We start from the raw sequence: 26,170 nt of genomic DNA on the forward strand, positions 1-26,170 counted from the left end.
GTTCATTTCATTGTTGGGTAACTGAGCGCTGGCTCAGATCATGCGAACGAGCTTACGCTGCGCATCGCTATCGCCGTCGATATAGGCTTGGGTGGTGGTGATTGATCGATGACCGGCGAGAAGCTGTACATCACGCAGTGATCCACCGGCCTTGTGAACGAGCCTTGCAGCCTGCGTGACAAAGGTTCGCCGCCCCGAGTGCGATGAGCATCCTTCCAAACCGGCGAGCGTATAAATATGCTTAAACCAGTTGACGACGGATTTTGCTGACATTGCCCTGCCCCGCTCACTCAGGATGACAGGGCCACTTAAATCGTCCCTACCCTTTGCGAGCTTTTGCAAAGCTTTTCGAAGATCGGGGTGTATCGGCACGCGCCGAGGATGAGCATTTTTTGTAATACGACCCGGCAGGTTGATGGACGTGCCGAGTTTGTTGTTGGCGTCGAGCAGCATTGACCATTCGATCTTGGCGATTTCTCCTGCACGAAGTCCGGCCTTGAAGCTTAAAAGCAACATGGCGGCATTGCGGTCAGGATGTCGGAGGGTATTTGCTGTTCGAAGCGCTTGTTTTATTTGAGTTGTGTTCACCGTGCGGGCTTGCCGGTGTTGCGCCATGATGGGCCTCGACTTGACAAACGATGCGGCATTAAAGCCCAAAAATCATCATTTGTCAAGTCGGAAATAAAAATAGAGAAGCAATATCAATATCTTAGTAATACTTACTTCATTTTTCTCGTTGGAGACACTGCTCATTCTTCGAGGAAGGGTATGCACAAAATGACGCGTGCTTCCACAGAGCTTTACCAAGTGCATGCCCTGCCATTTGAAGAAGCATACCCAAACCCGACCACATCAAAACGGAATATTTGTCGCCTTTGTTACACCAGTCTCCTGGCACATACGCACCGCCGTATTATCGATGATAACAAAATCGAATCTCTTCTTTTGTTCGTCATAGATGCCCCAAAAGGGAGCATATCCAGAATAAGCGCCAAACTGGTTCTTACCGTTCGCCGAACCACAAACGGAATAACTGCCATCAAAGATCCTCGCCGCAGCGATATCATCCCTGAAACGTGCCGACGTCTCATCCCGAAGCTGCTGCCCGACTTGGGTCTTCACAGCAGCGATATCGTCATGATCCAGTTGAACAAGCTTACCGGGGCCGTAGTTTACGATGCCAAACATGTAATACATGAGTGGGCTATCTTTCTTCAGCTGCATTTGCTGCTGCTCATCGAGGACGGATTGGCCGGTAGGAGAGTTGACAATAAATGCACCGGCGGCTGTGTTTTGCGGCAAAGTTTGCTCTGACTGCAGGCTCGCTGGGGCAGACGGCATTTTTTCGACGCGGCTGACGGCTTCGATCCATTTTTGCTCTTCATTGAAATTGCCTTCAATCCGACATTCATTGTCCATTTGGCAAATTTTGAAGATTTCTTGGCCGACATTAGATTGGGTCAGGAAACCGTAGGATATCCCGCCGTCACCGCCCGTGATTTCGAGCGCACTGTCGGTCGAACCGACGACAATTCGCCCCGTCATGCTCTTTTGGACGACACTTTCGCCAGGGAATGGTTTGTTGACGCTTTGCTGGCGCTCACCAATTTTCCACGCACATATAGTTGCTGTTGCGCTTTTCCAGCAAGCTCCGTCCTGCTGCATATAACCGATGACAATTTCAGGCTTACTGTAGTTGCCTTTGCCCGCGTTCCAGTAGCCAGTATGAACAGTCTGGACATGGTCGACATTCACAGCAGCCGAGTACTCACCCGAATAAACCGTGAAGCTGCCACTTTTATCGGCTCGCCAATGGCACGCGCCATCAGCATATGTTTCGCCGCCGACCGCAATGAGACAATCAATGGCGGAAAGATTGGGCGTTGAATTTGCAGTTTCTGTTGAAGGCGGGGCGTTATCATCATCGGCTTCAATCTTTGATCGAGCGTACTCGGCGATCTCTTCAGCCGTCGGCAATGGATAGAATGGCGACGGGATCCCAGCGGTTTGCGGCAGGGTTTTAGGATCACATCGATTCAGCACTGTCAGCTCGCCACCGCTTTTAAAGGAAAACCGCGTCGTACTTTCAACCATGTAGCTATCTTCCCCCGTTTCGACGTCATCGAGATTGCGTCCGCAGGTTTGCTTCACCCGATATTGCGACTGGCCTACCTTCTCGACATTTTCGAAGCGACAAGCGGAACTGGGCCAGTTCAACGATTTACTATCTGTATAAATGACGCTCGGCCCCAAGCCGTCAGAGCAGTTGCCATCGGCAGTGGCATAGAATCCTGATTGTATCGGTAAGCTAAACGTCGATGCCCCCATACCACCCTCGGCGCAGGACCAAAGCATATCAAGCGCATTGCTCGAGCCTTTGAGTGACACGTCATACGTTTCCTTGTTGAAGGATATGCGAACTCGAGCCGCCGTGCGGATACGGTTTTCAAGGCTGTCTTCCCCTGCCCCCGATGGCACGACCACCGTATTCTGGAACGACGCTCTCACCGTCGTAGCTATTGACCGGTCGCTATCGAATGCAATCGCCCCCTTCCACTCCGTTCCTTGTTCAAGTCGCCAATCAGCTGACGTCAAACCAATCTGGAAAGTCTCATTGTTGTTTACATATATAATGGCATGCACATTGTTCTTGATGTGGCGCCCCATGACGCAACCTTTATTCGGGTCCTTCTGCTTTGGAAAAGCGATCCAGCCGTTTTCCTGGAAGATAATTTGCGGTTCGTTGGCGTGGCTCACTGAAGGCACTAGGACGCTCGCAGCAAAACTCAGCGAGGCGATCAACGATCTGAACAAAGACCCATGACCAAGAGCGAGCATTGTTGCTTTTGGGTTTTGGTCGCGTTCAAGCGCTGGCACAGAGGGGTTCTGCTCCATATTCATGTCTACTCCGTTGTGTGAATGTAACGATTGAGGATGGGCGCTTTGAGTGCGGTATATTCTTCCGCCGATATCGCCCCGCTTTCAAATAGCGACTTCAAACGCCGCAGCTTTTGCACAATCTCGGCGTCAGAAAGAGTGTTCGGTGGGGCCGGATCGTTATTCGACCTGCCCGTCGAAAAAGTGCTCGCATTGCTGCCCATACTTGGATCGACGCGAACATCGACTGGGTCATTGACGAAGAGATTGATGCCGCTTTCGCCGCCATTGCTGCCATCTTCGCTGATGTGTGCGTAATGCATTGCCCACACCAAGGCTGCGACCCAACCGACAATCGTGCCGCCGAAAGCAAGATTGACGACGAAAATCAGCCAACGATTGGGATGCTGACGCCGAAAGGCAACAATGGTCGGAATGAATATGACGGCCAGAATGACAATAATCGCAGCGATGAATGCAAGCGCCAAAAGCGCGGTTTGCATATCGCCCTGCCCTGCCCAGGCGCGTTCTGAAAACGCTAGGGTTAATGTCGATGATAGGCCAAGCAGCGGCAATTGCCGCTGCAATGATCTAAAATATTTCCCCATGGCACCGCCTCACCGTGATGGGCGGGTGAGCACATTGGCTTTCAACTGCTTGAACTCATCCTCATCAATCGCCCCCGAGGCACGCAATGATGCGATTTTCTCCAGTTGATCGAGAGAATGTGCGGGACTTGCTGTTGCTGGCTCAGTTCCAGCAGAACGTTCGTGCGGTTCATATCCCGGCATCGCGTCAAATCGGTTGCGGCCAGGCGATGATGGCAGGCACATGAAAATCAGCACAGCAAGCTGACCAATCAGCGGCACGAATACCGCCAGCAGCCACCAACCTGATCTGTCGGTGTCGTGCAGGCGACGAACGCCCACAGCGATCGATGGAACCAAGTGGGCCAAATACACCAAGCCGGTAATTACCCCCGCAGGCTCATCAGTGGTCGTGTCGCCAAAAACCTGATCGATCATCAAGGCAACGATCAACATTCCGAACAATACCAGGCTGAACAGCCAGTACTGCGACCGCGTCGCGCGCCCCGAAAACACAGCATACTGCCGCATAGCATTCACATAATGATGCATGATTACTCCCCCAAGATGGTGTCCAAATGTGCGAAACGGCACGCCTTCAGCTGTGCGTAAGTGCTGAAGGGTGCCGTTGGCCAAGTTATAGCAAATATTAAATAGGGGATCAACAGTCCGTCGATTAACAGGCCGCCAATATGATTGCTCGTCAGTTATGGATGCTAAGCAAATCATCGGCTGGAACCTGCGACAATTGCGGGTCGAGCGTGGCCTTTCGCAGGAGCGTTTGGCGCTCGAAGCTCAAATTGATCGCTCGTACGTTGGACGTGTCGAACGTGGCATGGAAAACGTAACCGTTTCCACCCTTGAAGCCATGGCTATCGTACTCGGCGTTCCTGTTGGCGCACTGTTCGCCGAACCTAAAACCAACGAGGCTAAACCCACCGGGCTCAAAGCGGGCAGAAAACCGAAACGCAGTTAGCAACTTAATCGCACCGCAACTATTATCTCACTTGATCAAGTCGCTCCTCTCAACATAAGCAGCCGCGCAGTCCTATAGTGCCAAGAATTTTTGCATGGTTTTGCGGAAAATTGTTGGCGATAATTTTGCGCGGATGCGAAAAGAAAAGGGCCCGACACAGGAACGAGTGGCGGAGCGTTCAGGCTTCAGCCAGCAATATTTGAGCAATCTTGAACTGGGACAGTGTAATCCGACAATCATAACGATTTACGAGGCTTTCACTGGCACTTGAAACGACATATTCCGATCTGGCTTCGCCGGAAAATGCCGAAGGCCGTTAGACATATCGTACAATGTCTCGTCTGTAGGCCTTTTCGGTGTAAGCACAGTTCAATTGGTTCGGCTCCTGGTATCTCTCGAACAGTGCTTTTGGATTTTGTATCTTCCGCATACTCTACCCAGTGACGTTGACGATTCTGAAAATTTGGAGTCTAGAGATTCGTCAACAACGCAGCCGATAGGGGTTGAGATGGCGAAATACGAAGTTTGGGCAACAAACGACCCGTTCGAGTGGACTCAATTACGACTGGAAACTGATGACCGAGAAAAAGCGATGAGCAAGGCGCAAGAGATTTTAGATAAAGGGCGCTTTAGGTTCATCGCCGTCGACCATAATGGCACAACGATATGGTCGAATGACCCAGAAACGCCGGCGACCTCTAAATAGCAAGAGGCCGCGCAAGACGTAGGCCGACGCGCCTCGAGGAGCACCAGCTGAAATCTCATCCTCGCACTCCGAACAAAACACGAACATAATCGGACTTCTGTGCCAGGCAGAGGAATCAAAGTGCCTTCACCCGGCACTGGAATTGGCACGGAACGGGTAAGTGCCTGAACGACCTAAACAATTCCAAACTCAAGATTCGCAATAAATTATAATGACTTGTAAAGGATTTTGGACGATTATTGTGTAAGAGGAAAAAGCGCAACAACCTTCCAAGACTAGAATGAGATGGCACAACAAGAATCACCGGCTGCGCAAAGCGCTCCCATCGCGGACAGACTTGAGCAGGTTGTCAGGCTCCTTGGGCTGGACTCCGCTGGAGGCCTAGTCCGGTCCTGGGATGAGTTCACCGCTGCCACGAACCATCATGTTGTTCGACAGGCATTTACCGTCATTGGCGTTAGTAGTGTTTTCGGCTTTGCGTCGAAGGCCTACGACGGCAGTGCCGCTTTCACGCCCATTCTTTACTTGGCGCTGGCTGGCGATTCGACAGCAGCGAGAAACATCCACCGGCTGGTATGGAGCCAGGGTGTAGTCCCGCTCTTGCTGGTCGCCACTCCAGCTGGCCTTGAAATTCGCAGGGGCCTGGCACCGCCGCCGGAGCAGCCAACCACAGTTCCGTGGGACAAACTCACTGATGCAAGCGCAGGCCTCCCGGCAGAACTGACATCGCTAACTGCGGCTGCGCTTTGCAGTTCTGCTGTTTGGCGGGATTTCGCCATTGACCGCTCATCCCGTGTGGACAAAGCCCTTCTCGACGGCATCCTTTCACTGAGCCATTCAGTCGAGCAGGGTAATACTGCGCTCGATAGATCGATTGTCCATGCCGTCATCGGCAGATTCCTCTACCTCTACGTTCTGCTTGACCGCCGTATCATCGACGCGGACTGGATCGCGAGCCTAAAAGATTTTAGCGGCAGCAACCTATGTCCAACTATTGGAGGGGCTTTAAAAAGCTCCAATGCTTTCGCCGTTTGGCCGGCCAAGGAAGTATGGGCGCTCTTCGATGCGATCGATAACGTTATGAACGGTGCGATCTTTCCGGTAAGCAATTCTCAGCGGGCGATTGTGACCGAAAGTGCGTTGCATCTCATTCATCGCGTGATCCGACATGGCGATCGAATAAGCGCTGGGGGACGCCAACTCAGTTTTCTTGATGTTTCCTTTTCGACACTTCGAACGGAAACCATTTCAGCGATCTACGAGCTATTCCTCTCGCTGGAGTCGGAGGACCAGAAGACCGACGATGGTGCGTTCTACACACCGCCGTTTCTGGTTGATTACGTGCTAGACGAAACTGACCGAATGCTTCCACTCGGAAAGCATAGCCGTGTACTCGATCCGGCGGCGGGGTCTGGAATCTTTCTCGTCGGAGCCTTCCGGCGCATTCTTGAACGCTCGCTCCCTACCGGTAAGTGGACGGCTCGGCACTTTCAACTGTCTCGAAAGCTGCTCGAGGAGCGCATCTTCGGGATCGAACGCAATAGCCAAGCTGCGAATGTCTGTCGGTTCAGCCTGTATCTTACTCTGCTAGACTACACGAGCGGCTACGGGATCTCCGCCCTCGCGAAAATGGCGTCCGGCGAGCGTGTGTTTCCACCGCTCATAGACAACATCATATCCGAAGACGTGTTCGAGGTCGCATCAGGTGGCAAGCGATCAATCGGACGCTTTACCCATGTCGTTGGAAATCCTCCGTGGGGAACCTTTGGTGACAGCGCTACGCGCACAAATGAGCGCCGCAGTGATGAGCGTCAGGAGAAAATCGTCGCGTCGATGACCGCAGCAGTGGAGTTTCATAGCTCTCTCGACGCCGCAATATTTCCGGTGGCCAACAAGCGGCTCTCGGAGCTTTTTATCTGGAAGATTAAGCGGGACTTTCTCGAGGCCGGTGGTGCGCTTGGTATTCTGATCTCGACTCGGAGTTTCGTCAGCAGAACAGCGCTTGCGTTCCCCAATGCTATGGCCGCGCAGTTCACCTTGATTGGCATCGCAAACCTGTCACACTTCCGGTATCGGCTCTTTGCCGAAGCTCGCAGTCCAACCATCGCGATTTTTGCTCGCAACGATGAGCCTGACCCAATGGACAAGGTGTGGGTATATGCGCCACTTTTGTCTTCTCAGCCGATTGGTGAAAGCGGCCATCTTTGGTCAATCATCGTTAACTCCGCCGAGGTTGAGACGCATCGACTCCGTGATTTAGTCCGAACGGAAGATAGTTGGTTTGACCATCTTATCTTGCGCCCGCTTGATCGACGGTATGCGCGCCACTTCAAAGTCTGGACTGCCTCTCGTGTCGAAAACTCTTTGCGGGGCTTCATGGAGAAAAGTGGCCTCCGAATGCTCAGGGGCGGCAGCCCTGCGCAGACAGGACTTCCCGATTCATTACTGCTCAAGGCAGGAAGCTACCGACAGGCGCTTAACCTAGATGGCCTGGAACTCGGCTCGTACCCTCATGACGAAGTCGAACGTAGTTCACCGCGCGGAAACTACGCTCGCCTCTTCGGCGGAAACATACTGCTCATCCCGCGAAGCATGAACGAGTTTATCTATGTGAAAAGGTCTATAGCCTTTTCATCGACGTTCAATGCAATCTATTTCGAGGAGCGGCAATCCCATAGGATCGAGCAGCGATTTCTTTCCGCCCTTGCTTCTTATCTGACCTCAGATGTCGCGCGCTACTTTTACGCGCTGATTGGGCGCACTTGGATCATCGATCACGCGCGCCTGGAAAAGGGTGATTTGGAAGCCCTGCCATTCCCATTTACAGGGACAGAGGACGAAGCTCTCGACGTGCTCTTGGAGGGGCAACAGGACAATATCACCAAGGTAGTTGTGGATCGGATTGGGCTGGACGATTCGTTTGTCAGCGCTGTGACTGAATATCGCGATTTCCGAAGCGGATACGAGGACTCCCAGCTACCGACAGCGAGCTTGCAATCCCCTGGAAACGACGAAGTTCAGCGGTATCAGGCGATGCTGAGCGAACAGTTGATCCAGAGCTTTGGCAATAAGTCAGAGGTTTTGATCCAACTGGATGATTTGTCGCCCCATAATCCCTTTGTCCACATTCAAGTGCATATATCTCAGCGTGGTCGCGCAGCGGTCGACGCATCATTCAAGAGCGCTACTCCCCCCAGTGCACAGTTCGGCCAATTCAATCCGTACTCGACCGTCTCGTATGATGCCAGCACCAATGTCATTTCGATGTTCAAGCCGCTAACCCAAGTCGCGTGGACAATGGAGCAGGCCTATACGGATGCTCGCGGGATTTCGGCCACAATTCTTCGATCAGGAGCCGGTGCGTGAGTCAGTTCGGTGCCTTTTTCGGAAGCAACGCGGCGGTCGGAAAGCAGCTTCTTTGGGAACATACTATATTTCAGGTCGCACTGCTCTTTGCCGAGGCAGAGCGACGGATTCGCAGTTCCGAAGGTCAAGCTAAATACACTAGTCTCGATGGATGGTGGCGCAAATCATCCCATCGGATAAATGGTACACATGGCTATCGAGTACCCGAAGAAACAGCGATCTCCGAGGCCCTCCGCGACGAAATGGAAAATGCCAAGCGCGATCTCATGCTGAGGCGGGCAGCACTCGGCCCTGAGGTTGCAGATATCGACAGTCTTGAGTTTCACACAGAGGCTCCGCGCAGGCAGAAGACCGGGATAGGTCGAAAAGCCAAACCGACGGATTTCCGTTTTTATCGAAGCGGTCTTGGCGACATCGAACTTAGGATTGAGGCCAAGGTCATCGTGAAGGACAAAGATATCACAGATCAGTATCTCTCCCTGCACGGACTAGGGCGATTCTCCGATCCGAAAGAGCCATATACCGACGAGCTTGTGGGCGGGATGGTAGCTTACACCGTGACCGATGATCGTGGCGCATGGTCAAAGAAGATTGACGCGGGAATGGCCGCAGCGACCCCGGTAATCCCCACTTTTCACCATTCTCTCCCACAAGAAGGCGGCGACACCACGCTTTTCTGCCGTGTTCCCTACACCCATGCGAAGTTTCCTCCCCAAGCTGAAGTTTTGGTCTTTCACTTGGTGTTGGAGTTCGATTGCCATCCGGAGGCACGCTGATACCAAGCCATCATGAATCCACTGTTACATGCTTTGAAAACCACGAGTTTCTGGTGTGGATCCGCATAGGACGCGTTATCCCCATGCTGAGGAACCTTCTGGCAAAATGGGTGGAAAGGCGGTTACCCAATCTGAGAAGCCACTCGCGGTCGGACCGCGGTCGGACCCATTCCGGTCAATACGAATGCCACTTTGGCACTAGAAATATGGCAAAATTCGCCTTTTGCCATATGTGAGACAGCTGCAGAACGCCCAGCCGTCGGGAGCGAATCCAACTCTCTATTGAGCAGCCGTAAACTCATCGCGTAACGGTAAGCCACGAGTAAAAATGGAGATAATGGACGGATAAACAGGTTCAGAAGCCGTGCATATTGCGCAACTTCGCGCTTCTGTTTCGACAAGCTTATCGGTAAAATCAGTCCGTGCAACATCGAGGATAACGTGACCGGAGATGTCTGCATATCCCCGGTGGCTTTGGGAAGAGTACCGGGGATTTAAATAACGCTGCTGATCAGAGCCACGGTCCCAAGTCCGCATACTAGTGCAATAGCGGCAAACTGGAAAATTGGTATACCGTCAAGCCAAGATGCATGTTCCGGGGCGTCGGCCGACATCGCCACTGCATCCTCCCCTTCAATCAAAAGCGAATGCAACTGTTCGGACTTGTGGAAATCAAGATTATCACTCATGACCCCTCCCCTTTCTGCCGTTAATTTTTACCATCGGGGAAAAACTGGTGCACCCTTAACTTTCGTCCATTTCTACGCCGTTTGACGTAGAGAGACCCGATTTGTGGCAAATATCACGGAAATGAATCGGTCGGGTTCGATTGATTCAAAACTCTCGTTAGACAGCGTGGACGATTTGAGGGACGTTCGCTCCATGGGCACACAGCAATATGAGCTTTACATGGAACGGACAGACGCAGGCAAAAATATGGCGCGTTACTATGCCATGTATATCTCCTATTCGCTGTTCGGGGAGCCTTGTCTAACGCGACAGTGGGGTCGAATTGGAACCACTGGGCAGATCATGCTTCAGCATTTCGAACGCGAAACGGAGGCCGTTCAGATGTTTCTGACCCTCGCTCGAAAAAAGAAAATGCGGGGTTACAGATCCCGAAGATTCAGCAAGCATAGCTCAGTCTAATTTGAGCCGATCTGCCAATCGAGCCATGGGATCCATTCGTTCGTGAAAAATTGCAACAACCAAGGCAGGTGCACTTTCGCGCGGCAAGCAAAAAACGTAATGATGTTCGCAATGCGCCATCCGCAACATTGGAAAGAGTGTGCTCATATCCTTAAAAGTACCTTGCCCGGCTGCAAGGTTGGCAATTCCACGTTCCAGCTTGCCGACATAGTGCTGAACTTGTGCATCACTCCATTGCTTGCGCGTGTAGCGGATGATATGGCGCAGATCCGCTTCCGCCTCTACCGTAAGGACATAGGTCGTCAAGCGCGATTCCCGTCCAGTTCATCATCCAGAATTTGACCGATGCTCTTGGTAGATACATTTCCCGCGAGACCATCGCTGATGCGACTTCCCAGCAAGGTTTTCAGCTCCTGCCATGCCTGATCAGCATTTGCATCGCCTGGAAACAGACGTTCTAGGGCGTATTGCTTAATTGTCTTGCCCTGCAAGGCCGCTAATGCCTTCAGGCTTTGGTGCTGCTGATCCGTTATGTCGATTGTCAGACGGCTCATAGGACTGGCTCCGTATAAATACACAAACCCACATTAGCACATTTCTGAAGATTCCGCCACCACTGTGTGTTGCCAATCAATACTCTCGGAGGATAGCGCTAAGCGCCACACCTGAATGTGCGAATGCCAAAAGTGGCCCCGGGGGGTTGGGAGACGTCACCGGGGCATTTATCTGGATGGCGACGGCCGATCGACCGCTAGCTTGTGAAATCACTTTTTGGTGCTACGATAATATTGACGGCCCGTTGGAGCTAACGGGAGAATAGCAATGAACAGGAATGTAATTGATCAGCTTTCTGGAGCGAGCGCCGCTTTAGCTTGTATTGCTGTTGCGATAATGCGAGCTGTTCCATGAAGCAAAAAGATCAGCTGGTTTACAATAGGATTTGCCTTGCAGTACGTGTTCAAAAATCATTAAAGGAGCCTTTTACAGCAAAAGATATCAGACAGTTTTCACCACAATGGCCATATACGCGTCAGTTCAGCTTTCTGGCATATAATTGCACAGATAATCTTCCCCTGGATGAAGCTTTATTTGTCCGGGTCGAACGAGGCCGATATCAGCTCGTAGTCCGAGAAATAGCCGTAGCCGCCGATGATGCCGGGGCATGCGCTTCTGGTTGAGGCCCCCAATTCGCACTCCCTTGCATTTCTGTGCAAGCACAACGATAAACCGTGAGCCGTTTTAAGATTTTGCGGGCAATATCGACGAATGAACGACAATTTCCCTCCCCCAAAGATCGATTGGACTGGCCAATCATCTATCAGTCACCGGCAACGCGTACGGCTTTTCGTCTCCGTTTTTGTCATGTCGATGGCTTTGATCGGCATCATGGTTCTCATGTACAGTCTGTTGGCCTCGAACACGCCACTGCGCGGCATCCTTTAACAAAGGGGTTCTCTGCGCACGGTTTGAACTTAGATCCCAGCAGACAGTTCGCCCACCGTAAGCGGTGTTCCGCTTCCACCTTGCGCCAGCTTTAGTGGTATCGCGAGAATAGGTCACTCACCGTTTGGATTAGCCTACACACGATATCCCGCCTTGCATAGGGAACGCTTTCAGTCATCATTGCCACATCAGGTTGTTTTAACTCGCGGTGGGGGTGAGCATGAAACGCTTTGGACTAACGCTGGGTTTTCTTGCTGGGTTGGTTAGTCAGACTCATTCCGAGGAGAGTATGGGTCAAGGAGATATCCCGGTGGATATCGGCGAGGTACAGAATGCTTGGCAAATCGGACCCATGAAGGGTGATGACCCGCAACTGCTAAATCTACCGCAGCTACCAACTCTCGACGACATCATTAAAAATCCCGGTGAAATTATCAAGGTTCTTACTTTTCCTGCTCAAACCTTTGCTGGCGCGGGTGGCGCGGTTTTAGGGCAGGCTGCCGCCAACGTGGACGTCCTCGTTCGGAATGTTGGAGAAGAAGCCAAGAGGGCAATTCAGAACGCCATAAATACTCAAGACAAGGCGCTCTCGGATGTCGCTCAGAACCTCGTAAAGTCTGCCAATGATATCGTAGATGCCGCCCACGCAACGGAGCGCTTTGCTAAGCGCCAGATTGAGGGCTACCGGGACGTTCTTTCGAATGCCGAGAGAAGAGTGAGGGAAGGGAAGGTAGTGGACGCCATATGGCATGTCAGCACCGATACCTGGCAGGAAGCGAACAAGAATGCGGCGCAGCTAGCGGAAGAGAACGAGATCATTGCTTCCGCAGGACAAGTGGTAGCAACCGCGTACGGGGGCCCCGCGGGCGCCGCGGCATACGCAGCATGGCTCACCTATAACAAATCGAAAGGGAATATCGAGCTTGCCCTCAAAGCGGGAGTCTACGCCTATGCCGTGAGTTCTGGAAATCTCAAGGTCGGTGATATTCCGACGGACACCCTCGGCGACGCGGCGAAGAAAGCCGCAATGACGGGGGCGGTTGGCGGCCTGGCGGTTGCAGCATCGGGTGGCAGCTCCAAGGAGGTTCTTGATACCTTCGTTAAGAGCGGTGGTGCGGTGGTCGTGCAAGCGGGCGAGTCATACGCAAAGAAGAACTACTCTTCGGTCGGCGCTGCAAAGATGGATTCCTTCTGCGTGACTGCGGTGGGTCGAACGTGCGCCGAAGCTAAGACGTGGTATGACAAGTCAAAGAAGAGGCTTGATGATCTAGCGACCGTGAAAACCATTCAGCCGACGGTCCTACTAACAAAAGATGGCCAATGGTCGATAAGTTGGAGCAAGCCAGCCATCGACGCGCCCGAGACAGATGTTCCGGCAGTGGCCTTGACCTATGTCGGGGATGGATCACCGTTCAAGAATACGATCAACGTCATCGAAACGCTCGGCGATCCATCGAAATACCCGAATACCTGGGTGGCTTTTCGTGATGTAGGCGCCAGGAGCTCGTTCTTCGGCTTTGCGAATCCTCGGGCAGGGCAGACCACCCCCGTCGTCGGCGATGAGCTCATAGCTAATCGGGACATCAACATTCGAGCCGCTCCCGCAGATTGGAAAGAAACGCGCGGCACTTTGTCTGAAAGCGCCACTGTCGTCGTGCTCGAAGTCAAAACTTTCACGGTCGAAGGCAAGCAACAGGAATGGATAAGGATTCAGAATAACGCAAAACCATCGTCCGTCGCTGCAGCATCGCCATCGACTGCTCAACCAGCACCCGCTGCGGAGGCCGCTACTGGAGCTGCGCCGACTCTGAAGGAATTGATTGCAGCGATCGAGCGGACTAACGACAAGAACCAAAAGAAAGATCTGAAGCTGCAGGCAAGGAGGCTTGTTGCCAGTAGCTTCGCCTTCGCTCCATTGATTTTTCGCGACGACAACGATTTCAATAAAACTGAAGAGAGCCTCAGCTTCGTCAAATACGATCCCGAAGCGAATGTCCTCGTAATCAGACGCGAAAGGAAAGGGACTATGCGTGGCTCTCTCGACTCCCCGTGGAAGCCTTCTTCCGACTTCATCGCAAACGCGAACGTGAAACTATCAAAATTATACAAGCTCACGTCGTATGATGACGGCTCGTTCAATATTGATTGCAATGGGCCCGGCGGTCAGTGTGTGACTTACGACATCGTCACAGAATCCTGCAATCGTGCGATGGTGACCTGTGAGTCTGAGATGAACTGGTACCTTCGCTTCCCAGTTGGAAGTAATGGCAATACGGCCAGAAGTCTAAAGGATGCTCTAGTGACCGTCCTTTATAAGATTGACGGCCGTCCGGCGAAGTGAACATCAAAGATGCGGGCACCGATGTATGCCGAAGATCGCGGCGCGGATGAGTGAAATAAAGCATCACTTCACTTCCAATTTAGAAGTAAGCAGTATTCCGCTTCCACCTTGCGCCAGCTTTAACGATATAGCGGGAACAGGTCTCTCTGAGCTTGGTTGATGAGCTTTCATCCCAATTGATCTCACGCTTTGATGCGGTAATTATTCGTGGACTGCCCTTCATCATCACCAAGTCGTTGAATCAGATATTCGATCAGTTCCATGTCTTGATCACTGTATAAAGATGATGAGGTATTCGTCGTCCGCCTGCTCTAAAGTGGCCTAATCTGAGCGTGTGATACCATGTCCATCGCTGCATATTACCGCGATGCGCCTCTGCGCTGCCTCGAAGAACTAGTAACAACGAACATCCGTTCGCTGAGATTGTCAGCATGATTGATCCTGCCGCTTCTCGTTGAGGAATAGCCCCTTCTTAGTGGTCATAACGACGGAAAAGCGACAGCCAATGGAACAAACAAATCAATCCCAAGCCGATCGCAAGCACTATGCCGAACGCGAAAAATCCACTTAGGGTCCAGAAAATGATGGGGTGGTCGGTCATATAGACGTCCGGCCCTCGTCGATTAATGATCCTACCTTCTTGTATCAAGCGTGTAAGCCCTTGAACGCTAGCCCAAACCAACCAGACGACGAATCCCACGACCAGGCCAGAGCCAATCTTACGGCCGATTTGCGATGAACGTCTCGCACTCATACTGTGCCCAATCTCCCGCTTGCCTTCATTCCTGAAAACAGCAGCTTCTTGATTGAAAACGTCCCTACCCTCGCCTTCTCTGTCAGGGATCGCAAATACCCACCAGGTGAGTTGATCGACGCCAGCTTCTGCAAAATCCAGGCGATGGCTGTTGAAGCGGTTTCCGGTCCCATGAAACGGACAGCTTCCTGATAGGCTGACTGACTGATGCCGAGAAAGCCCGAGACAATACGTGAGGCGTCGAGAAGCTCACGCCAGGTGCCAACTCCGTTCGTTCCGTATTCCCGGATATCCGGACAGGATCGAAGGACCTGGTCGAGAGAAATGGATGGAGCTTCACCGTTGGAGGCTGCCTGTTCTTTGCTGACGGAAACTGAAGCTTCCGCAGAAGGCGCGTTCAAATCAATCTTTTTGCTATTCTGAGATTCAAAATGGGATTCTGGTAGGTATTCATTATGGTGCCGCTCAAATTGAGCGACGCTGCCGCTCAATTCCGGAACATTTTCTATATTATTCAAAGCGATAGCCACTTCATCCCCAATAGCGTCCAGCTTGGCCTTGACGACGGTCAGTTCGTTGAATGACGCACGGCGCGGAATGGCATCCACAACGTCACGGAAACGGACGAACATCTCGTGAAGATCAGCACAAAGGTTACCGGAAACATCGGTGTTCGCTGCAAACGCCGACGCGACGTCTCGTCTTATGACGGACACTTCATCGCGAAGCCGTTTCAGGGCTTTTTGATCATTGAGGATCTGATCCGCAACAGCGGCGATTTCGGAGGCACGATCGAGCAAAGGGGCAAAAGAAAAGCCGTAGGCAAGTTCGATGCCCCCTTCCCTATCCTTATGAGCATAACGCTTTCGCGTCGGGCTATCTTTGCGTGCAATGATCCCGGCTTCGATCAGGGAGGCCAAATGTCGGCGAAGTGTGGACTCTGGCATGCCATGAGCACGTAGCGAAAGCTGCCGATTGGATGGGAACACGACGAGCCCGGTTTTCTCATGTAGTTCATCATCAGGCAGAAATGACAAGAGCGAGCTCAGCACGGCAAGGCAACGATCATTCAGTTCGAATTCTGTCTTGGCCACGCAGAGCTGTTTGTAGATCACCCACCTGTTTACGCCCCTTCCCTGCTTCGGCTTTTCCTGCCGAGCAGAATTTTGGGCAAACTCCATCGTTTGCCCACGAAATGCGGACGTTTCAGTCTTCAGAATTTGCATTCCCTCTCGCCTTTCAAAAGGCAAAAGAAATCCACCCGCCAAAATGACGCCAATGACTCTTGACAGCGATTCGTGAAAATGCGATTCAGAAGGTGTTCAAGACTTTTGAAAGGCTCTCACGACGGCAACGTTTGTGGGGGCTTTTTCTTTTGCAGTTAGTCTCCGTTCTTCATTTCGGTCTGCTTGAACTCAACATAGAATTTTTCAAGTCGTTCAGATAGCCAATCACCAAATGCATCAGCATTTTCGCTCTTGATCGAGAAGTCGACCTTCTTAGGTTTTTTGTTAATAGAGAAAGTGACTGTCTTATCAGCCGAACTCCAAGACTTGGCTGGGATGGATAGTTTCAGTTTTTTGTGGGCAGTTTTGTTCGCAGCCTTCAGGTGATCATAGGCTAATCCAAACCTATCGTTAGAATTTTCGATCCCCGTGAATTCAGCAGTCGAGATCAGTTCGTCTAATGTACCTCCTTGAGCTTTCTCATACAGGGCACCAAAGCTGATCCAGCGGTCACGACCTATATTTTTTGCAGATCCAATCGCATCAATCACCTTCTGTGAAACGCGCTTGGTAACAGACAGCATACGTGTCAGCATGGGATTATCAGTAGAAAGGGCGGCCTGAACGATTTCACGATCATAACCGAGGTCGGCAAGCTTTTGCGCAAAGACAGCTCTTTCGATAAAGGAAAGGTTGTCTCGAGCGCTATTCTCCTGTCCTTGGGCTATCACGTGGAGAGTATCATCTAGCTTCCTAATGACGGCTTTGACAGTTCGCCCAAGTTCTCGGGCAACGCGTAAGCGACGATGTCCAAAAACAACCATGTAGCGATTTTCATCGTTTGGATGTGGCCTTACTAGAATGGGACTGTCTTGCCCACGTTCTCGTATAGCTACTAGTAGCTCAGTATAAGCCTCATCGTTTCCATGCATACGGTCGGATACAAAGGACGTGTCAACGAGATCAGTGTCTAGATCAACGACAGACGCGCCTTCAAGAAGCTTTTCGGCACGAGCAGCTTGTGCGGAAAGTTCTCCAATTGATGACAACATAGATTTGGTGGCGCCGCGCATAGCATAAGTTGATGAAACGCTTTCCTTGTCCCGTTCTGGCGCAGGCGATGCAAGTCCGAGAAGTACATCTTTTCGTGCCATTTTGGCTCCCAATCTGTCCTAATTAGCTGAATCTATGGCGGTATTTCAACAATGTACGGCTGACAATCAGCCTCGCCCCCAAGACTTATGAACCAGCTTCGTGATTTCTGCATTTACGGATTCCAGCGCATCCCATGCACGATCATACGTGGATCTGGTCATCGAGTTTCGCTCGACTTCGTAAAGTGTTTGTTTTGTGAGGCCTGCATCAGATATAGCGGTAGACTTCACCATGGTGTTCTTTAGCATCTGTTCTACGAACATACTCTGCATGAACCCCACCATTTGGGCTTGAGGAATGTCTGTCGGTTCAAAGCGTGTAACGAGATAGCTGAACCAGTCCAATTCGACTTTTACTCCTGCAGATTCGATTGTCGTTAAAATGCCGCCTAGCATCAATAGGAATTGGCTCATCGACATAAGATCCAGCATCTGCGGATGGACTGTTATAAGAACCGAAGTTGAAGCTGTTAAAGCTGTCAGCGTGAGATAACCAAGTTGCGGCGGGCAATCGATAACGACAACGTCGTATTTACCGTCGACTTCAGCCAACGTTTCCCCGATACGCGTGTAAAAGGTACGCCCAGCTGCGGGGTTTTGTTGCATAGCCAAAGGAGTATCGTATTCATATTCCTGCAACTCGAGATTGGCAGGCACAATGTCAAGAAGAGGGAAGTTTGTCGCCCTGATGACTTTGGATAGCGGCTTTCGTTCGTCGTCATAACGCAAGCTATCATAATATGACAAATTTCGATCCAGTTCAGGCTGGATGCCATGAAGAGCCGTGAGAGAAGCTTGCGGGTCAAGATCGATGGCAAGCGTGCGATGGCCGGTAAGAGCAAGATGTTGAGCAAGATGCGCGGCGGTTGTTGTTTTTCCAGAACCACCTTTAAAGTTGACAACCGAAATAACTTTTAACTGATCACCCGCACTGCGACGAGGCGACCGTTCAAGAAAGTTTTGAAGTTCATGCATCTGGGCGGCAGTATAGGACCGCCTGCCCGTCGGAGATGTTTCTGGCTCAACTCCGCCTTTTCCCTCGAGGTGAAGTTTTTTGATATAAGATTGCGACACACCAATGAAGTGAGATACTTCAGCTATAGAAAATGAGCGCAATGTCTTCTGCGCGTTGGGTGGGAATTTTTGGATTCGCAAATTATCAAGGCGAGTCGATATCTCTTCGCCTTGAGCCAGAATTGTTTTAGCAAAATGCTGCTTAATGTTTGAAGCGATATCCATGCATCGAACCTTAGAGTAGCGATTTTTTAAACCGCATCGAAATATTATCGATACTTTATGAACCGATTCCGCCGGTGCGGCAACAACTTTAAGGTTAAGAGAAGGTTAACGTAGATAGCATCCTAATTGTAACTGCGTCATTTTAAGGGGTATAATATCGACGATTTTGCTAACTAGTTGTTTTAAAATGGTTATTGCGAATTGTACGGCTGACAATGCGATCGTTAAAGCATTCGACGAGGGATGAATATCCTTTAGCCGATCCGAAAGTAGTCTATAAACACGATCAATGCTTGAGCGTATGTTCTGGTGGATAGTCAGTCATGTGCAGAGAGCGATGTACGATGGAAGAAATGGCGGCACCAACAAGCCTGACGGATATCTCGGGCGTAACCACTGAATTCCGTTCGGTATGCGGTTAATCGGTCTCGGAAAACATCAATTTTGCATCAGCAAGTGCTGACTTTGCATTCTCGGCGGAATTTCAGTCGGGTAGTCAAGAACAGTGCACTTAGTTCGCGGGTTTATAAGGCGGGCGCTCTTCGACCCGCTAGCGTTGCAACTCGTTCGTCAGCATAGAAACATGCGGAATGCGCGGCCCATCACGGATGGTCGGCAAGCTCACGATTGGTAAGCGAGCGAGGTTTTGAATGTCAACGGTAAGTTCGCCGCGACATCAAGCGTTCCTTCGGCATTCTAGGTCTCGACTGTTGACGGCACAGGTTTCGGTGGAGCGTCGGATTTGATCCTTGCGGTTACGCACTTCCCGAATAAAATAATAGCCAAATTGTTGGGTGGATTTGGTGGCGCAAACAGAGTCAAACAAGACTTTCCGAATACTAAGCCTAGATGGAGGTGGGGCTAAAGGCTTTTACACTCTGGGCGTACTTCATGAAGTTGAGGCTGCAGCTAGGCGTCCTTTGTGTGAGATTTTCGACCTCATTTACGGGACCAGCACCGGATCAATAATCGGCACCTTACTGGCAACTGGCCGTGGGGTCGAAGAAATCCACCAACTCTACAAGGCTCACGTTCCGACGGTGATGCGGCCAAGGTCGCGTACAGCCAAGACCGCTGCTCTCAAAAATCTTGCGGAGACGGTGTTCAAGGACGAGGGCTTCGATACCGTAAAGACAGGAATCGGTATTGTGGCCACCAATTGGCAGACCGATATTCCGATGATCTTCAAAGCAGATGCCGGCCAAGCACATGGCAGATTGGATACACCCGTCCCGGGTTTTGGCGTGAAACTTAGCGATGCCGTGCAGGCCTCCTGCTCAGCATATCCCTTCTTTGAAAAGACAATCGTCACAACTGCGCAAGGCCACACAATTGAGCTAGCGGACGGCGGGTTCTGCGCAAACAATCCGGCTCTATATGCCATTGCAGATGCCACCGAGGCTTTCAAAATCGAGCGAGAAAACATCTCCGTTCTAAGCATTGGCTGCGGCGTGTACCCAACCCCTACCAAGAGTATCGCCAGCCAAGGTTACTGGATAGCGAAATTGCCTTCCGTAAAGCTGCTGCAAAAAGTTTTAGAGGTTAATACTCAATCCATGGAGCAGTTAGGCAAGGTGCTTTTCGACGGCATCAATATCGTTCGCGTGAATGATCGGTTCGCAAAGCCCGAACTGGCCACGGACTTGCTCGAACACGACCTAAGCAAGTTGAACATTCTCAGGCAACAGGGCTGCAATTCTTTTGCCGAGAGAGAAGCCGATATTTACAGTATTTTGGGGTGGTAGAGGGGGACTTATGGCTATACCAAAAGCGCAGCTGGAAACTTGGTCCAGAATTGGCGCGCAGCAAACCTCAAAGGACACACATACTAATATCAGGGCAATTATTGATAGCCCGGATTCTCCCCATTATCAGCGCCAACCAAGCACTTTTCTCCAAGGATCCTACCGGAACGACACAAACATCTGGGCAGAGAGCGACGTGGATATCGTCGCCAAAGTGCAGTCGATCTATTACTATGACATCAGCGCTTTGAGTGCGATAGATCAGGAAGACTTCCGTCGTAAATCCCCACCGACTGAATACACGCTCCAGAAGTTTAAGGTGGAGGTCATTGCGTGGCTGCAGAAGCACTACGGCACCGATCTGGAGCTTAGCAGCAATAAGGCCGTTACTATCGCTGCACGCGGCAATCGTCGCAAAGCCGACATCCTGATTTCATCTACGTTCCGACGATATCACTATGCTGGGTTTATGGGTGCGCAAGCCGCTGAGGGTATCATGTTCGTTACCAATGAGGGGAAATGGATTGAGAATTACCCGGTATACCACTCCAATAACCTTACAGCCCGCCATCAGGAAACCGACAACTGGCTAAAACCGGCCATTCGCATCTTCAAGAACATGCGAAATGAAGCGAGGGACCAAGGCATTTTGCCCGAGGGCATAGCGCCATCATATTTTGTCGAAGGATTACTTTACAACGTCCCTGTTCATGTGTTCGGGCAAAGCTACTTCGAAACGGTGAGGCAAACGCTGATCTGGCTACTACAAGCAGACCGCAACGCCTTTATCTGCGCTAACGGCCAACACCAGTTGGTTGCGTCGAACTCGCCCGTGTCGTGGCATCCTGACCATTGCCGAGACTTTCTAGCTGGGTTGGTTAACCTATGGGATTCGTGGCGATGAGTGCGGCGTGGCCGCGCCAATCAGGTCCGGTTGCACGAAATGGATGTCGGCGTCCGAGAAGGCCGGAAGATCTCATGATTTATCTGCAGCCGCAAGCTAAGTTCGGTGGGAGCGCCTTTTGACTCTTGACGGCACAGGCTTCCGGCAATCTTGTCACTGTTGGGCAGGAGAATCTCGCCGCGAGAAAGGATATAGCGTTTTTAACTTTCGACCGTGCGATAAATCTCGGCCACCAACATATTTTGACACTTCATTGATCGATTGATCTCAACATGCACGCAGGGACTATGGAGATAACTGAATGCCTGACCCGAACGTAATTGTTGCCTCTACGGTTGCAACGGCACAGGCGGCGGCCGTAGTAACGCCGCAAACGGTCGAGCAAATCGACAAATTCGGTGTGGATGTAGTAAAATCGGTTCGACTGCTTTTGGTTCCGTTTCAGATTGGTGGAGCGCTACAGGATCGACTCGAGCGATATATCGACCGGGCGATTCGCCAGGTTCCGGAAGGTCGCCGGATCAAACCCGTCGAATCCATAGCTTACCCAATTGTAGAAAAGCTCCGTTTTCAGCCAGAGAACGATCCCATCACCGATCTGTATGTTGAACTCCTTTCGAGGGCCGTGGATCGAGAAGGGGTCGGCCATGCGCACCCTGCGTTTTTCAGTGTGATTACGCAAATGGCTCCCGATGAGCTGATATTCCTGCATGATTTCGCAAGTCGGAACGAGACTCTGATTATGTCCCCGACCGGTCAAAAAGTGTATCCTGACTTGTTATGGAGGAAATCTAGGCTTGATAAGTGCGACTTGAGAAGCGATCTCAAGCAACAAATTGAGAATGATATTTTCAAATATGAAACGCTCATCCAACCAGAGTTATTTCCCGTATACCAAGAGCATTTGCAGCACCTTGGGCTGATTGAATATTCAAATCGGCTATCACGTCACTATGACGCGCTTGGATTAAAAACAAGCGACGACGGAGATCTTTCTTTGTTCTCAATGAGACTGACGCATTTCGGTCGTTTATTTCTCAAAGCTTGCGTTAATCAAATTGACGATCTGGGAAACTCAAGTGGACGTTAAATCCTCTCAGCAGCAACATAGACAACCTCATCTCGGAATCGTGGATAATCACTATTAAAGTGAAGACCTATGCTTCATCATGACGCTGGGAGAGGATAAAGCGCTCTGCCATCGAAGTGATTCAGCAAAAAGCGGCAACGGCAAGGTTTCCATGTGGTTGCAATCAAAAGAGGCAGCCGCCGGCTAGTTTTATTGCTGTCGTCAGCTGCGCTGTTTTTTCATCGTTAAAATAGCCAGAGGCTTGTTGAACTGTGCGACTGCGCGTTTGCTCCCGAGCTTCGGGAAGGAGAATTCCGACCTAGGACGTTACGGAGTAGCGGTGCCCTTCCGATCGGGCTCCCATACTTGAATATTCGCACCCTCACCATGTGGAGTTATAATGAGACCTTCCTCGTAGAATAAATCGCGAGCGACATCGGCAAGTACGTCGAATTCGCTGGGACACATCCATTCTCCGCGCTCATCCCAGAGTTTTCTGAGTTGAGCGACCAGCTTGCTGACCGCCTCCGAGTAACCGGCCTGCTCAATTGCCTGGAGAGTCTCATCACTAATTGGTGTGTCCTCGAAATAACCGTCTATATGACCAAATGCGTAGGCGGCCAAACGGAGTGGTGCGGCCAATGGTGCTCCCAACTCTCCGACAATTCTATTTAGATCGCGATGTATCCAGAAGGCATCACGCGCCGCTGCGGCCTTCTGTCGAGCAACGCTCAAAACACCGCGAAAACCTTTTTCATAATTAGCCAAGTGTCCTGCGCCGAAGGGCGCGCTCAATCGGCACGCGGCATATTCTTCCCAGCAGGCCTCGCTGATTTGTAAGAATATCTGCTCCTCATAGCTGCTGCACGGCTTCTGCAGGATGGTGCCGGGAAACGCTTGATCCTTTTCCGTCGTGACTTGCACATGCGCACATTCGTGGGCGATCAAATATATCGCCTCTTGCCAGTCCGTCGTGATTTCCGCTGCATCCTCTACCTGGGGTGCATCTATAGCTTCGATGTACGCTCCGTTGAAAACGAGATGAACCTTAACATTGCCATCGCGCAAAACGGCTGGCGACATGGCAACTCCAACAAGTTGGTCATCGTTAGACCGCGCAAGTGTTCGCAGGCCTTGAACACCCCGGTCGAGTTCGGCAAGAGCGGCATCGTAATCATACGCGACAGTAACTCCGTCGAGGCGTTCGAGATTGATTGAGGTGCTTATGAGGCCTATGTACTGAGCGAGCTTGTTGGCAATGCGGCTGGCATCTTCCTCGCGTGCGAATGCTCGCATCGTGAATGAAATATTCGTCGGCGCAGTTTGCGGCGGCGTGGTTGTTTTGGTACTTTCAGTCTTCACGGACATAGTCAATCCTCGCGAAACGTGCTAAGCAGCTGGGACGCTCTTCCACTACGCCGTTTAGCATTGTTGTAGTAGTCGGATGCCTGCTGCACGGAGCGATGACGCGATTGTTCCATGGCTTCCGGGAGCGGAATGCCACGATTGGCCGCTTCGGTGAGATAGCCGGAGCGCAACCCGTGCGCCGAAAACGCCTTCGGATCGAGACCGGCGCTGGCGGCTCGTGCTTTGACGATCGCATTGACCGTTTGGGCATCGATCGCCCGGCGTCCGAGATTGTTCCATCGATCGACGGCGCGAAACAGGCTGCCGCTTTCGATCTTCGCCGCTGCAATCCATGCATGGAGCGCATCCACGGGGCGACCGGTCAGATAGACGACCTCGTCTTGCTCGGCACTGGCCGTCTTGGTGCGCCCGAGGCGGATCGACAAAGAGGGGAGGGGGGTGTCGTCCTTGTCGATTACTGGCTCTTCCAAGGTGAGCTGTTCCATTGAGAGCCGTGCGACCTCGCTGCGCCTGCGGCCGCCAGAGGCAAAAGCAACCATCAGGATGGCCCGATCACGCAGGGTACGCAAATCGTCACCAACACAGGTTCCCAGAAGTTTCGTCATGATGTCGCCGGTAATGGCCTGGGCACTCTTGCGGCTGCGCGGACGATTGGTGGCGCGCACGGCAAGACGCAGAGCGGATTTGACCGACGGTGCCGAAAACGATCCTTCCAGCCCGCGCCAGCGGGTCAATGTCGACCAGTTGGACAGACGCCGCCGCACCGTTGCTGGCGCATGCGGTCCTGGTGCGCGTAGAAAGCCTTGTCGGCGCAATTCCGCTTCCACGCTGGCTGGCATGCCGTGATCGGGATCGATTTCGCGTTGCTGGTGTCGCCACAAATGATGCGCGACGAATTTCAGGAGCAGGGCTTCGGGCGCCGGGAAGGGCAGGGGGCTACCGGTGGCAGCCAGCGACCAGGCTTCGAGATAGGCCAAATCCGAGGTCAGCGCACGCAACGTATTCTCGCCCATGCCTTCCTTGACCAGATGGCGGAGCGTCTCGACATCCTCATCGGTCAGGATCTCGGCCAGCATGTCGCGCCGGTTCATCGGCAGCACGGCTGCAATCGTATCCAATTCTTCAGCACGACGTTCGATGGTGGCGTCCGCGAACATGGTTATGCCGTCGATGATTCAGGGTGTAGTTTGAGATCGGTTTTTCCGAAATCATGACCCTTGAACAGCAGCGGCGCCCTGGCAATTGAGGCAATCGCGTAGGAAAAACAGTCCCCCATGTTCAGACCGGCGGCATGGCGGCCTTTGCCGAACCGGTCGAATGCATGTTCCGCTGCGCGATAATGGGCCTCATCGAAGGCAATAGTCGTCACGTTCGGCAAACCGACGAGTTGATGGACAATAGCTGCAGCATTCGCAAAGCCTTTGCCGGCGAGAACCATGCGCAATTCCAGAAGAGTCGGCCAGCCGATAAGGATCGCATCGCGACGCACCAGGCGCTCGAACGGGTCAGCTTCCGGTTCGCGCAAGGCTATCGCGAGGATGACCGAGGTATCAATGGCGATCATAGCGGCAGTCCGTGTTCATCATAGAGATCATCATGCGCGGAGGTCGTGCCTTCTGGCACGGACCGCCGGCCTTCCGCCATCAGGTCGAGAAGCGCGTCCATGGGGGTGAGCGCCTGTTGCTGGCGCAATTCCTGATCGTAACGCTCCAGCGCCCGTTCAACGAGCTTGTTGATTGGCTGGCCGGTGCGTTTGGCCAGGGAATGGGCCAGATCACGTGCTTTGGAACTGCGCACGGACAGTTGCTGTTCGGACATTGCCTTTTCCTCGCTTCTTTTCAGGCAAACATAGCAATCAGAGGCTAAGATGGCAAGATTTTCGTCTTAGATGGCTAATCATCGATACTGTATAATTATCGATGGTGGAAGGCACAGAAAAATACCGTCGATGTAACGAAAGCTAAGCGCATTTTAGGTTGACAAATCGATGTTAAGTCATTGTTTTTTATTGAGGCTCCGGGAGAGTACGTCGTCTTGGTCAGTCGTGAGTACGAAGGCCAGGATGGATACATGCGTCTGTTCGCACAAACTCATTTCGTGTCGACGGATAACGACGGATACATCGCTATGGCGATCCCCTTGGTCGAATCCTTCTCGGACTGCAGCCCTAGTCTTCAGGCGGAAGCGTGGAGTCTGCTAGACGAACTGAAGTCAGAAGTCGCGGCACTCACGGCTTATTCGCTACGCAATGGTCGCCGAGCTGAATTCGACTTTCATCGGCCACTGAGTAACACTTTCTGGGACGAATTTAGACGATGGGTCCAGCTCGATTTCCTAGTAATCAAATAGCCGACCGCTAAAGGGCCGCGGTGCTCTATAGGCCTCCAAATCCGAGGCGGCTAAAGGCATATTTAACCAGAAGTCGCTCATGTAGATCGCACCCAAAAGGGGCGTTGGTGCATCAATCGCCGGTGAGTTTCAGAGTTTTTA

General features: G+C 51.9%; 24 protein-coding genes and 1 pseudogene. 11 read left to right on the forward strand and 14 right to left on the reverse strand.

Annotated elements, in window-relative coordinates; all coding sequences use genetic code 11:
* Positions 1-33: 33 nt before the first annotated feature.
* The 4 genes from CES86_RS00100 to CES86_RS00115 form a co-directional block, all read right to left on the reverse strand.
* On the reverse strand, positions 34-615 hold the full coding sequence (locus CES86_RS00100) for a tyrosine-type recombinase/integrase (protein WP_094513173.1): 582 nt from the start codon (positions 613-615) through the stop codon (positions 34-36).
* Between the two features lie 237 nt (positions 616-852).
* Positions 853-2,901, reverse strand: a complete 2,049-nt coding sequence (locus CES86_RS00105) for a hypothetical protein (protein ID WP_094513175.1) — start codon at positions 2,899-2,901, stop codon at positions 853-855.
* Between the two features lie 2 nt (positions 2,902-2,903).
* A complete protein-coding gene (locus CES86_RS00110) occupies positions 2,904-3,380 on the reverse strand; it encodes a superinfection immunity protein (protein ID WP_094513210.1) in 477 nt (158 codons plus the stop codon).
* A gap of 114 nt (positions 3,381-3,494) precedes the next feature.
* A complete protein-coding gene (locus tag CES86_RS00115; protein ID WP_094513177.1) occupies positions 3,495-4,016 on the reverse strand; it encodes a DUF805 domain-containing protein in 522 nt (173 codons plus the stop codon).
* Between the two features lie 157 nt (positions 4,017-4,173).
* Here CES86_RS00115 and CES86_RS00120 point away from each other — a divergent pair, with 157 nt between their 5' ends.
* The 5 genes and pseudogenes from CES86_RS00120 (at position 4,174) to CES86_RS00140 (ending at position 9,288) form a co-directional block, all read left to right on the forward strand.
* Complete coding sequence (locus CES86_RS00120) at positions 4,174-4,440, forward strand: helix-turn-helix domain-containing protein (RefSeq protein WP_094513178.1); 267 nt, start codon at positions 4,174-4,176, stop codon at positions 4,438-4,440.
* A gap of 94 nt (positions 4,441-4,534) precedes the next feature.
* A pseudogene (locus CES86_RS00125) lies at positions 4,535-4,760 on the forward strand (helix-turn-helix domain-containing protein).
* Between the two features lie 188 nt (positions 4,761-4,948).
* Complete coding sequence (locus CES86_RS00130) at positions 4,949-5,146, forward strand: hypothetical protein (RefSeq protein ID WP_143851047.1); 198 nt, start codon at positions 4,949-4,951, stop codon at positions 5,144-5,146.
* Positions 5,147-5,431: 285 nt separating this feature from the next.
* The gene (locus tag CES86_RS00135) at positions 5,432-8,512 is read left to right on the forward strand and encodes an HsdM family class I SAM-dependent methyltransferase (protein WP_094513182.1); all 3,081 of its coding nucleotides are present in this window, start codon (positions 5,432-5,434) and stop codon (positions 8,510-8,512) included.
* A complete protein-coding gene (locus CES86_RS00140) occupies positions 8,509-9,288 on the forward strand; it encodes a hypothetical protein (protein WP_094513183.1) in 780 nt (259 codons plus the stop codon). Before CES86_RS00135 ends, CES86_RS00140 begins: the two co-directional genes overlap by 4 nt.
* Before the next feature lie 494 nt (positions 9,289-9,782).
* Here the strand turns inward: CES86_RS00140 and CES86_RS00145 are convergent, their stop codons facing one another.
* Positions 9,783-9,977, reverse strand: a complete 195-nt coding sequence (locus CES86_RS00145) for a hypothetical protein (RefSeq protein WP_094513185.1) — start codon at positions 9,975-9,977, stop codon at positions 9,783-9,785.
* A gap of 193 nt (positions 9,978-10,170) precedes the next feature.
* Here CES86_RS00145 and CES86_RS00150 point away from each other — a divergent pair, with 193 nt between their 5' ends.
* Entirely contained in the window at positions 10,171-10,437 is a 267-nt protein-coding gene (locus CES86_RS00150; protein WP_094513211.1) for a WGR domain-containing protein, read from the forward strand.
* Here the strand turns inward: CES86_RS00150 and CES86_RS00155 are convergent.
* Both CES86_RS00155 and CES86_RS00160 read right to left on the reverse strand, forming a co-directional pair.
* Entirely contained in the window at positions 10,429-10,743 is a 315-nt protein-coding gene (locus CES86_RS00155) for a type II toxin-antitoxin system RelE/ParE family toxin (protein WP_094513187.1), read from the reverse strand. The two genes, CES86_RS00150 and CES86_RS00155, sit on opposite strands and share 9 nt — an antisense overlap.
* Positions 10,740-10,991, reverse strand: coding sequence for an antitoxin (locus CES86_RS00160; protein ID WP_094513188.1), 252 nt, complete (start codon positions 10,989-10,991; stop codon positions 10,740-10,742). The genes CES86_RS00155 and CES86_RS00160 overlap by 4 nt, the downstream gene beginning before the upstream one ends.
* A 351-nt stretch (positions 10,992-11,342) precedes the next feature.
* Between CES86_RS00160 and CES86_RS00165 the strand changes: the two genes are divergently transcribed.
* Positions 11,343-11,615, forward strand: a complete 273-nt coding sequence (locus tag CES86_RS00165) for a hypothetical protein (protein WP_094513190.1) — start codon at positions 11,343-11,345, stop codon at positions 11,613-11,615.
* A gap of 485 nt (positions 11,616-12,100) precedes the next feature.
* The gene (locus tag CES86_RS00170) at positions 12,101-14,221 is read left to right on the forward strand and encodes a hypothetical protein (RefSeq protein ID WP_143851048.1); all 2,121 of its coding nucleotides are present in this window, start codon (positions 12,101-12,103) and stop codon (positions 14,219-14,221) included.
* A 750-nt stretch (positions 14,222-14,971) separates the two neighbouring features.
* Here CES86_RS00170 and repC read toward each other — a convergent pair.
* The 3 genes from repC to repA all read right to left on the reverse strand — a co-directional run bounded on the left by repC (position 14,972) and on the right by repA (position 18,594).
* Positions 14,972-16,201: a plasmid replication protein RepC gene (repC, locus tag CES86_RS00180; protein ID WP_094513194.1), complete on the reverse strand. Its 1,230-nt coding sequence runs from the start codon at positions 16,199-16,201 to the stop codon at positions 14,972-14,974.
* A 155-nt stretch (positions 16,202-16,356) separates the two neighbouring features.
* On the reverse strand, positions 16,357-17,355 hold the full coding sequence (gene repB / locus CES86_RS00185; RefSeq protein ID WP_094513195.1) for a plasmid partitioning protein RepB: 999 nt from the start codon (positions 17,353-17,355) through the stop codon (positions 16,357-16,359).
* A gap of 66 nt (positions 17,356-17,421) precedes the next feature.
* Complete coding sequence (repA, locus tag CES86_RS00190) at positions 17,422-18,594, reverse strand: plasmid partitioning protein RepA (RefSeq protein ID WP_094513197.1); 1,173 nt, start codon at positions 18,592-18,594, stop codon at positions 17,422-17,424.
* Between the two features lie 803 nt (positions 18,595-19,397).
* Here repA and CES86_RS00195 point away from each other — a divergent pair.
* From CES86_RS00195 to CES86_RS00205, 3 genes are all read left to right on the forward strand, one after another.
* Complete coding sequence (locus CES86_RS00195; RefSeq protein WP_094513213.1) at positions 19,398-20,339, forward strand: patatin-like phospholipase family protein; 942 nt, start codon at positions 19,398-19,400, stop codon at positions 20,337-20,339.
* Between the two features lie 10 nt (positions 20,340-20,349).
* Positions 20,350-21,243: a nucleotidyltransferase domain-containing protein gene (locus CES86_RS00200; protein WP_094513198.1), complete on the forward strand. Its 894-nt coding sequence runs from the start codon at positions 20,350-20,352 to the stop codon at positions 21,241-21,243.
* Positions 21,244-21,544: 301 nt separating this feature from the next.
* Positions 21,545-22,333, forward strand: a complete 789-nt coding sequence (locus tag CES86_RS00205) for an Abi-alpha family protein (protein ID WP_094513200.1) — start codon at positions 21,545-21,547, stop codon at positions 22,331-22,333.
* Positions 22,334-22,639: 306 nt separating this feature from the next.
* Here the strand turns inward: CES86_RS00205 and CES86_RS00210 are convergent, their stop codons facing one another.
* Genes CES86_RS00210 through CES86_RS00225 form a run of 4 tightly spaced genes read right to left on the reverse strand, consistent with a single transcriptional unit; the run spans position 22,640 to position 25,498 of the window.
* Positions 22,640-23,680 (reverse strand): hypothetical protein, encoded by a 1,041-nt coding sequence (locus CES86_RS00210; RefSeq protein ID WP_094513201.1) that lies wholly within the window; start codon positions 23,678-23,680, stop codon positions 22,640-22,642.
* A 2-nt stretch (positions 23,681-23,682) separates the two neighbouring features.
* Complete coding sequence (locus tag CES86_RS00215; protein ID WP_192802355.1) at positions 23,683-24,837, reverse strand: site-specific integrase; 1,155 nt, start codon at positions 24,835-24,837, stop codon at positions 23,683-23,685.
* A 2-nt stretch (positions 24,838-24,839) separates the two neighbouring features.
* Positions 24,840-25,244, reverse strand: a complete 405-nt coding sequence (locus tag CES86_RS00220) for a type II toxin-antitoxin system VapC family toxin (RefSeq protein WP_094513204.1) — start codon at positions 25,242-25,244, stop codon at positions 24,840-24,842.
* A complete protein-coding gene (locus CES86_RS00225; protein ID WP_094513205.1) occupies positions 25,241-25,498 on the reverse strand; it encodes a type II toxin-antitoxin system VapB family antitoxin in 258 nt (85 codons plus the stop codon). The genes CES86_RS00220 and CES86_RS00225 overlap by 4 nt, the downstream gene beginning before the upstream one ends.
* Positions 25,499-26,170 lie beyond the last annotated feature (672 nt).

It is taken from the genome of Brucella lupini, from assembly GCF_002252535.1.
In the GTDB taxonomy this organism is placed as follows: domain Bacteria; phylum Pseudomonadota; class Alphaproteobacteria; order Rhizobiales; family Rhizobiaceae; genus Brucella; species Brucella anthropi.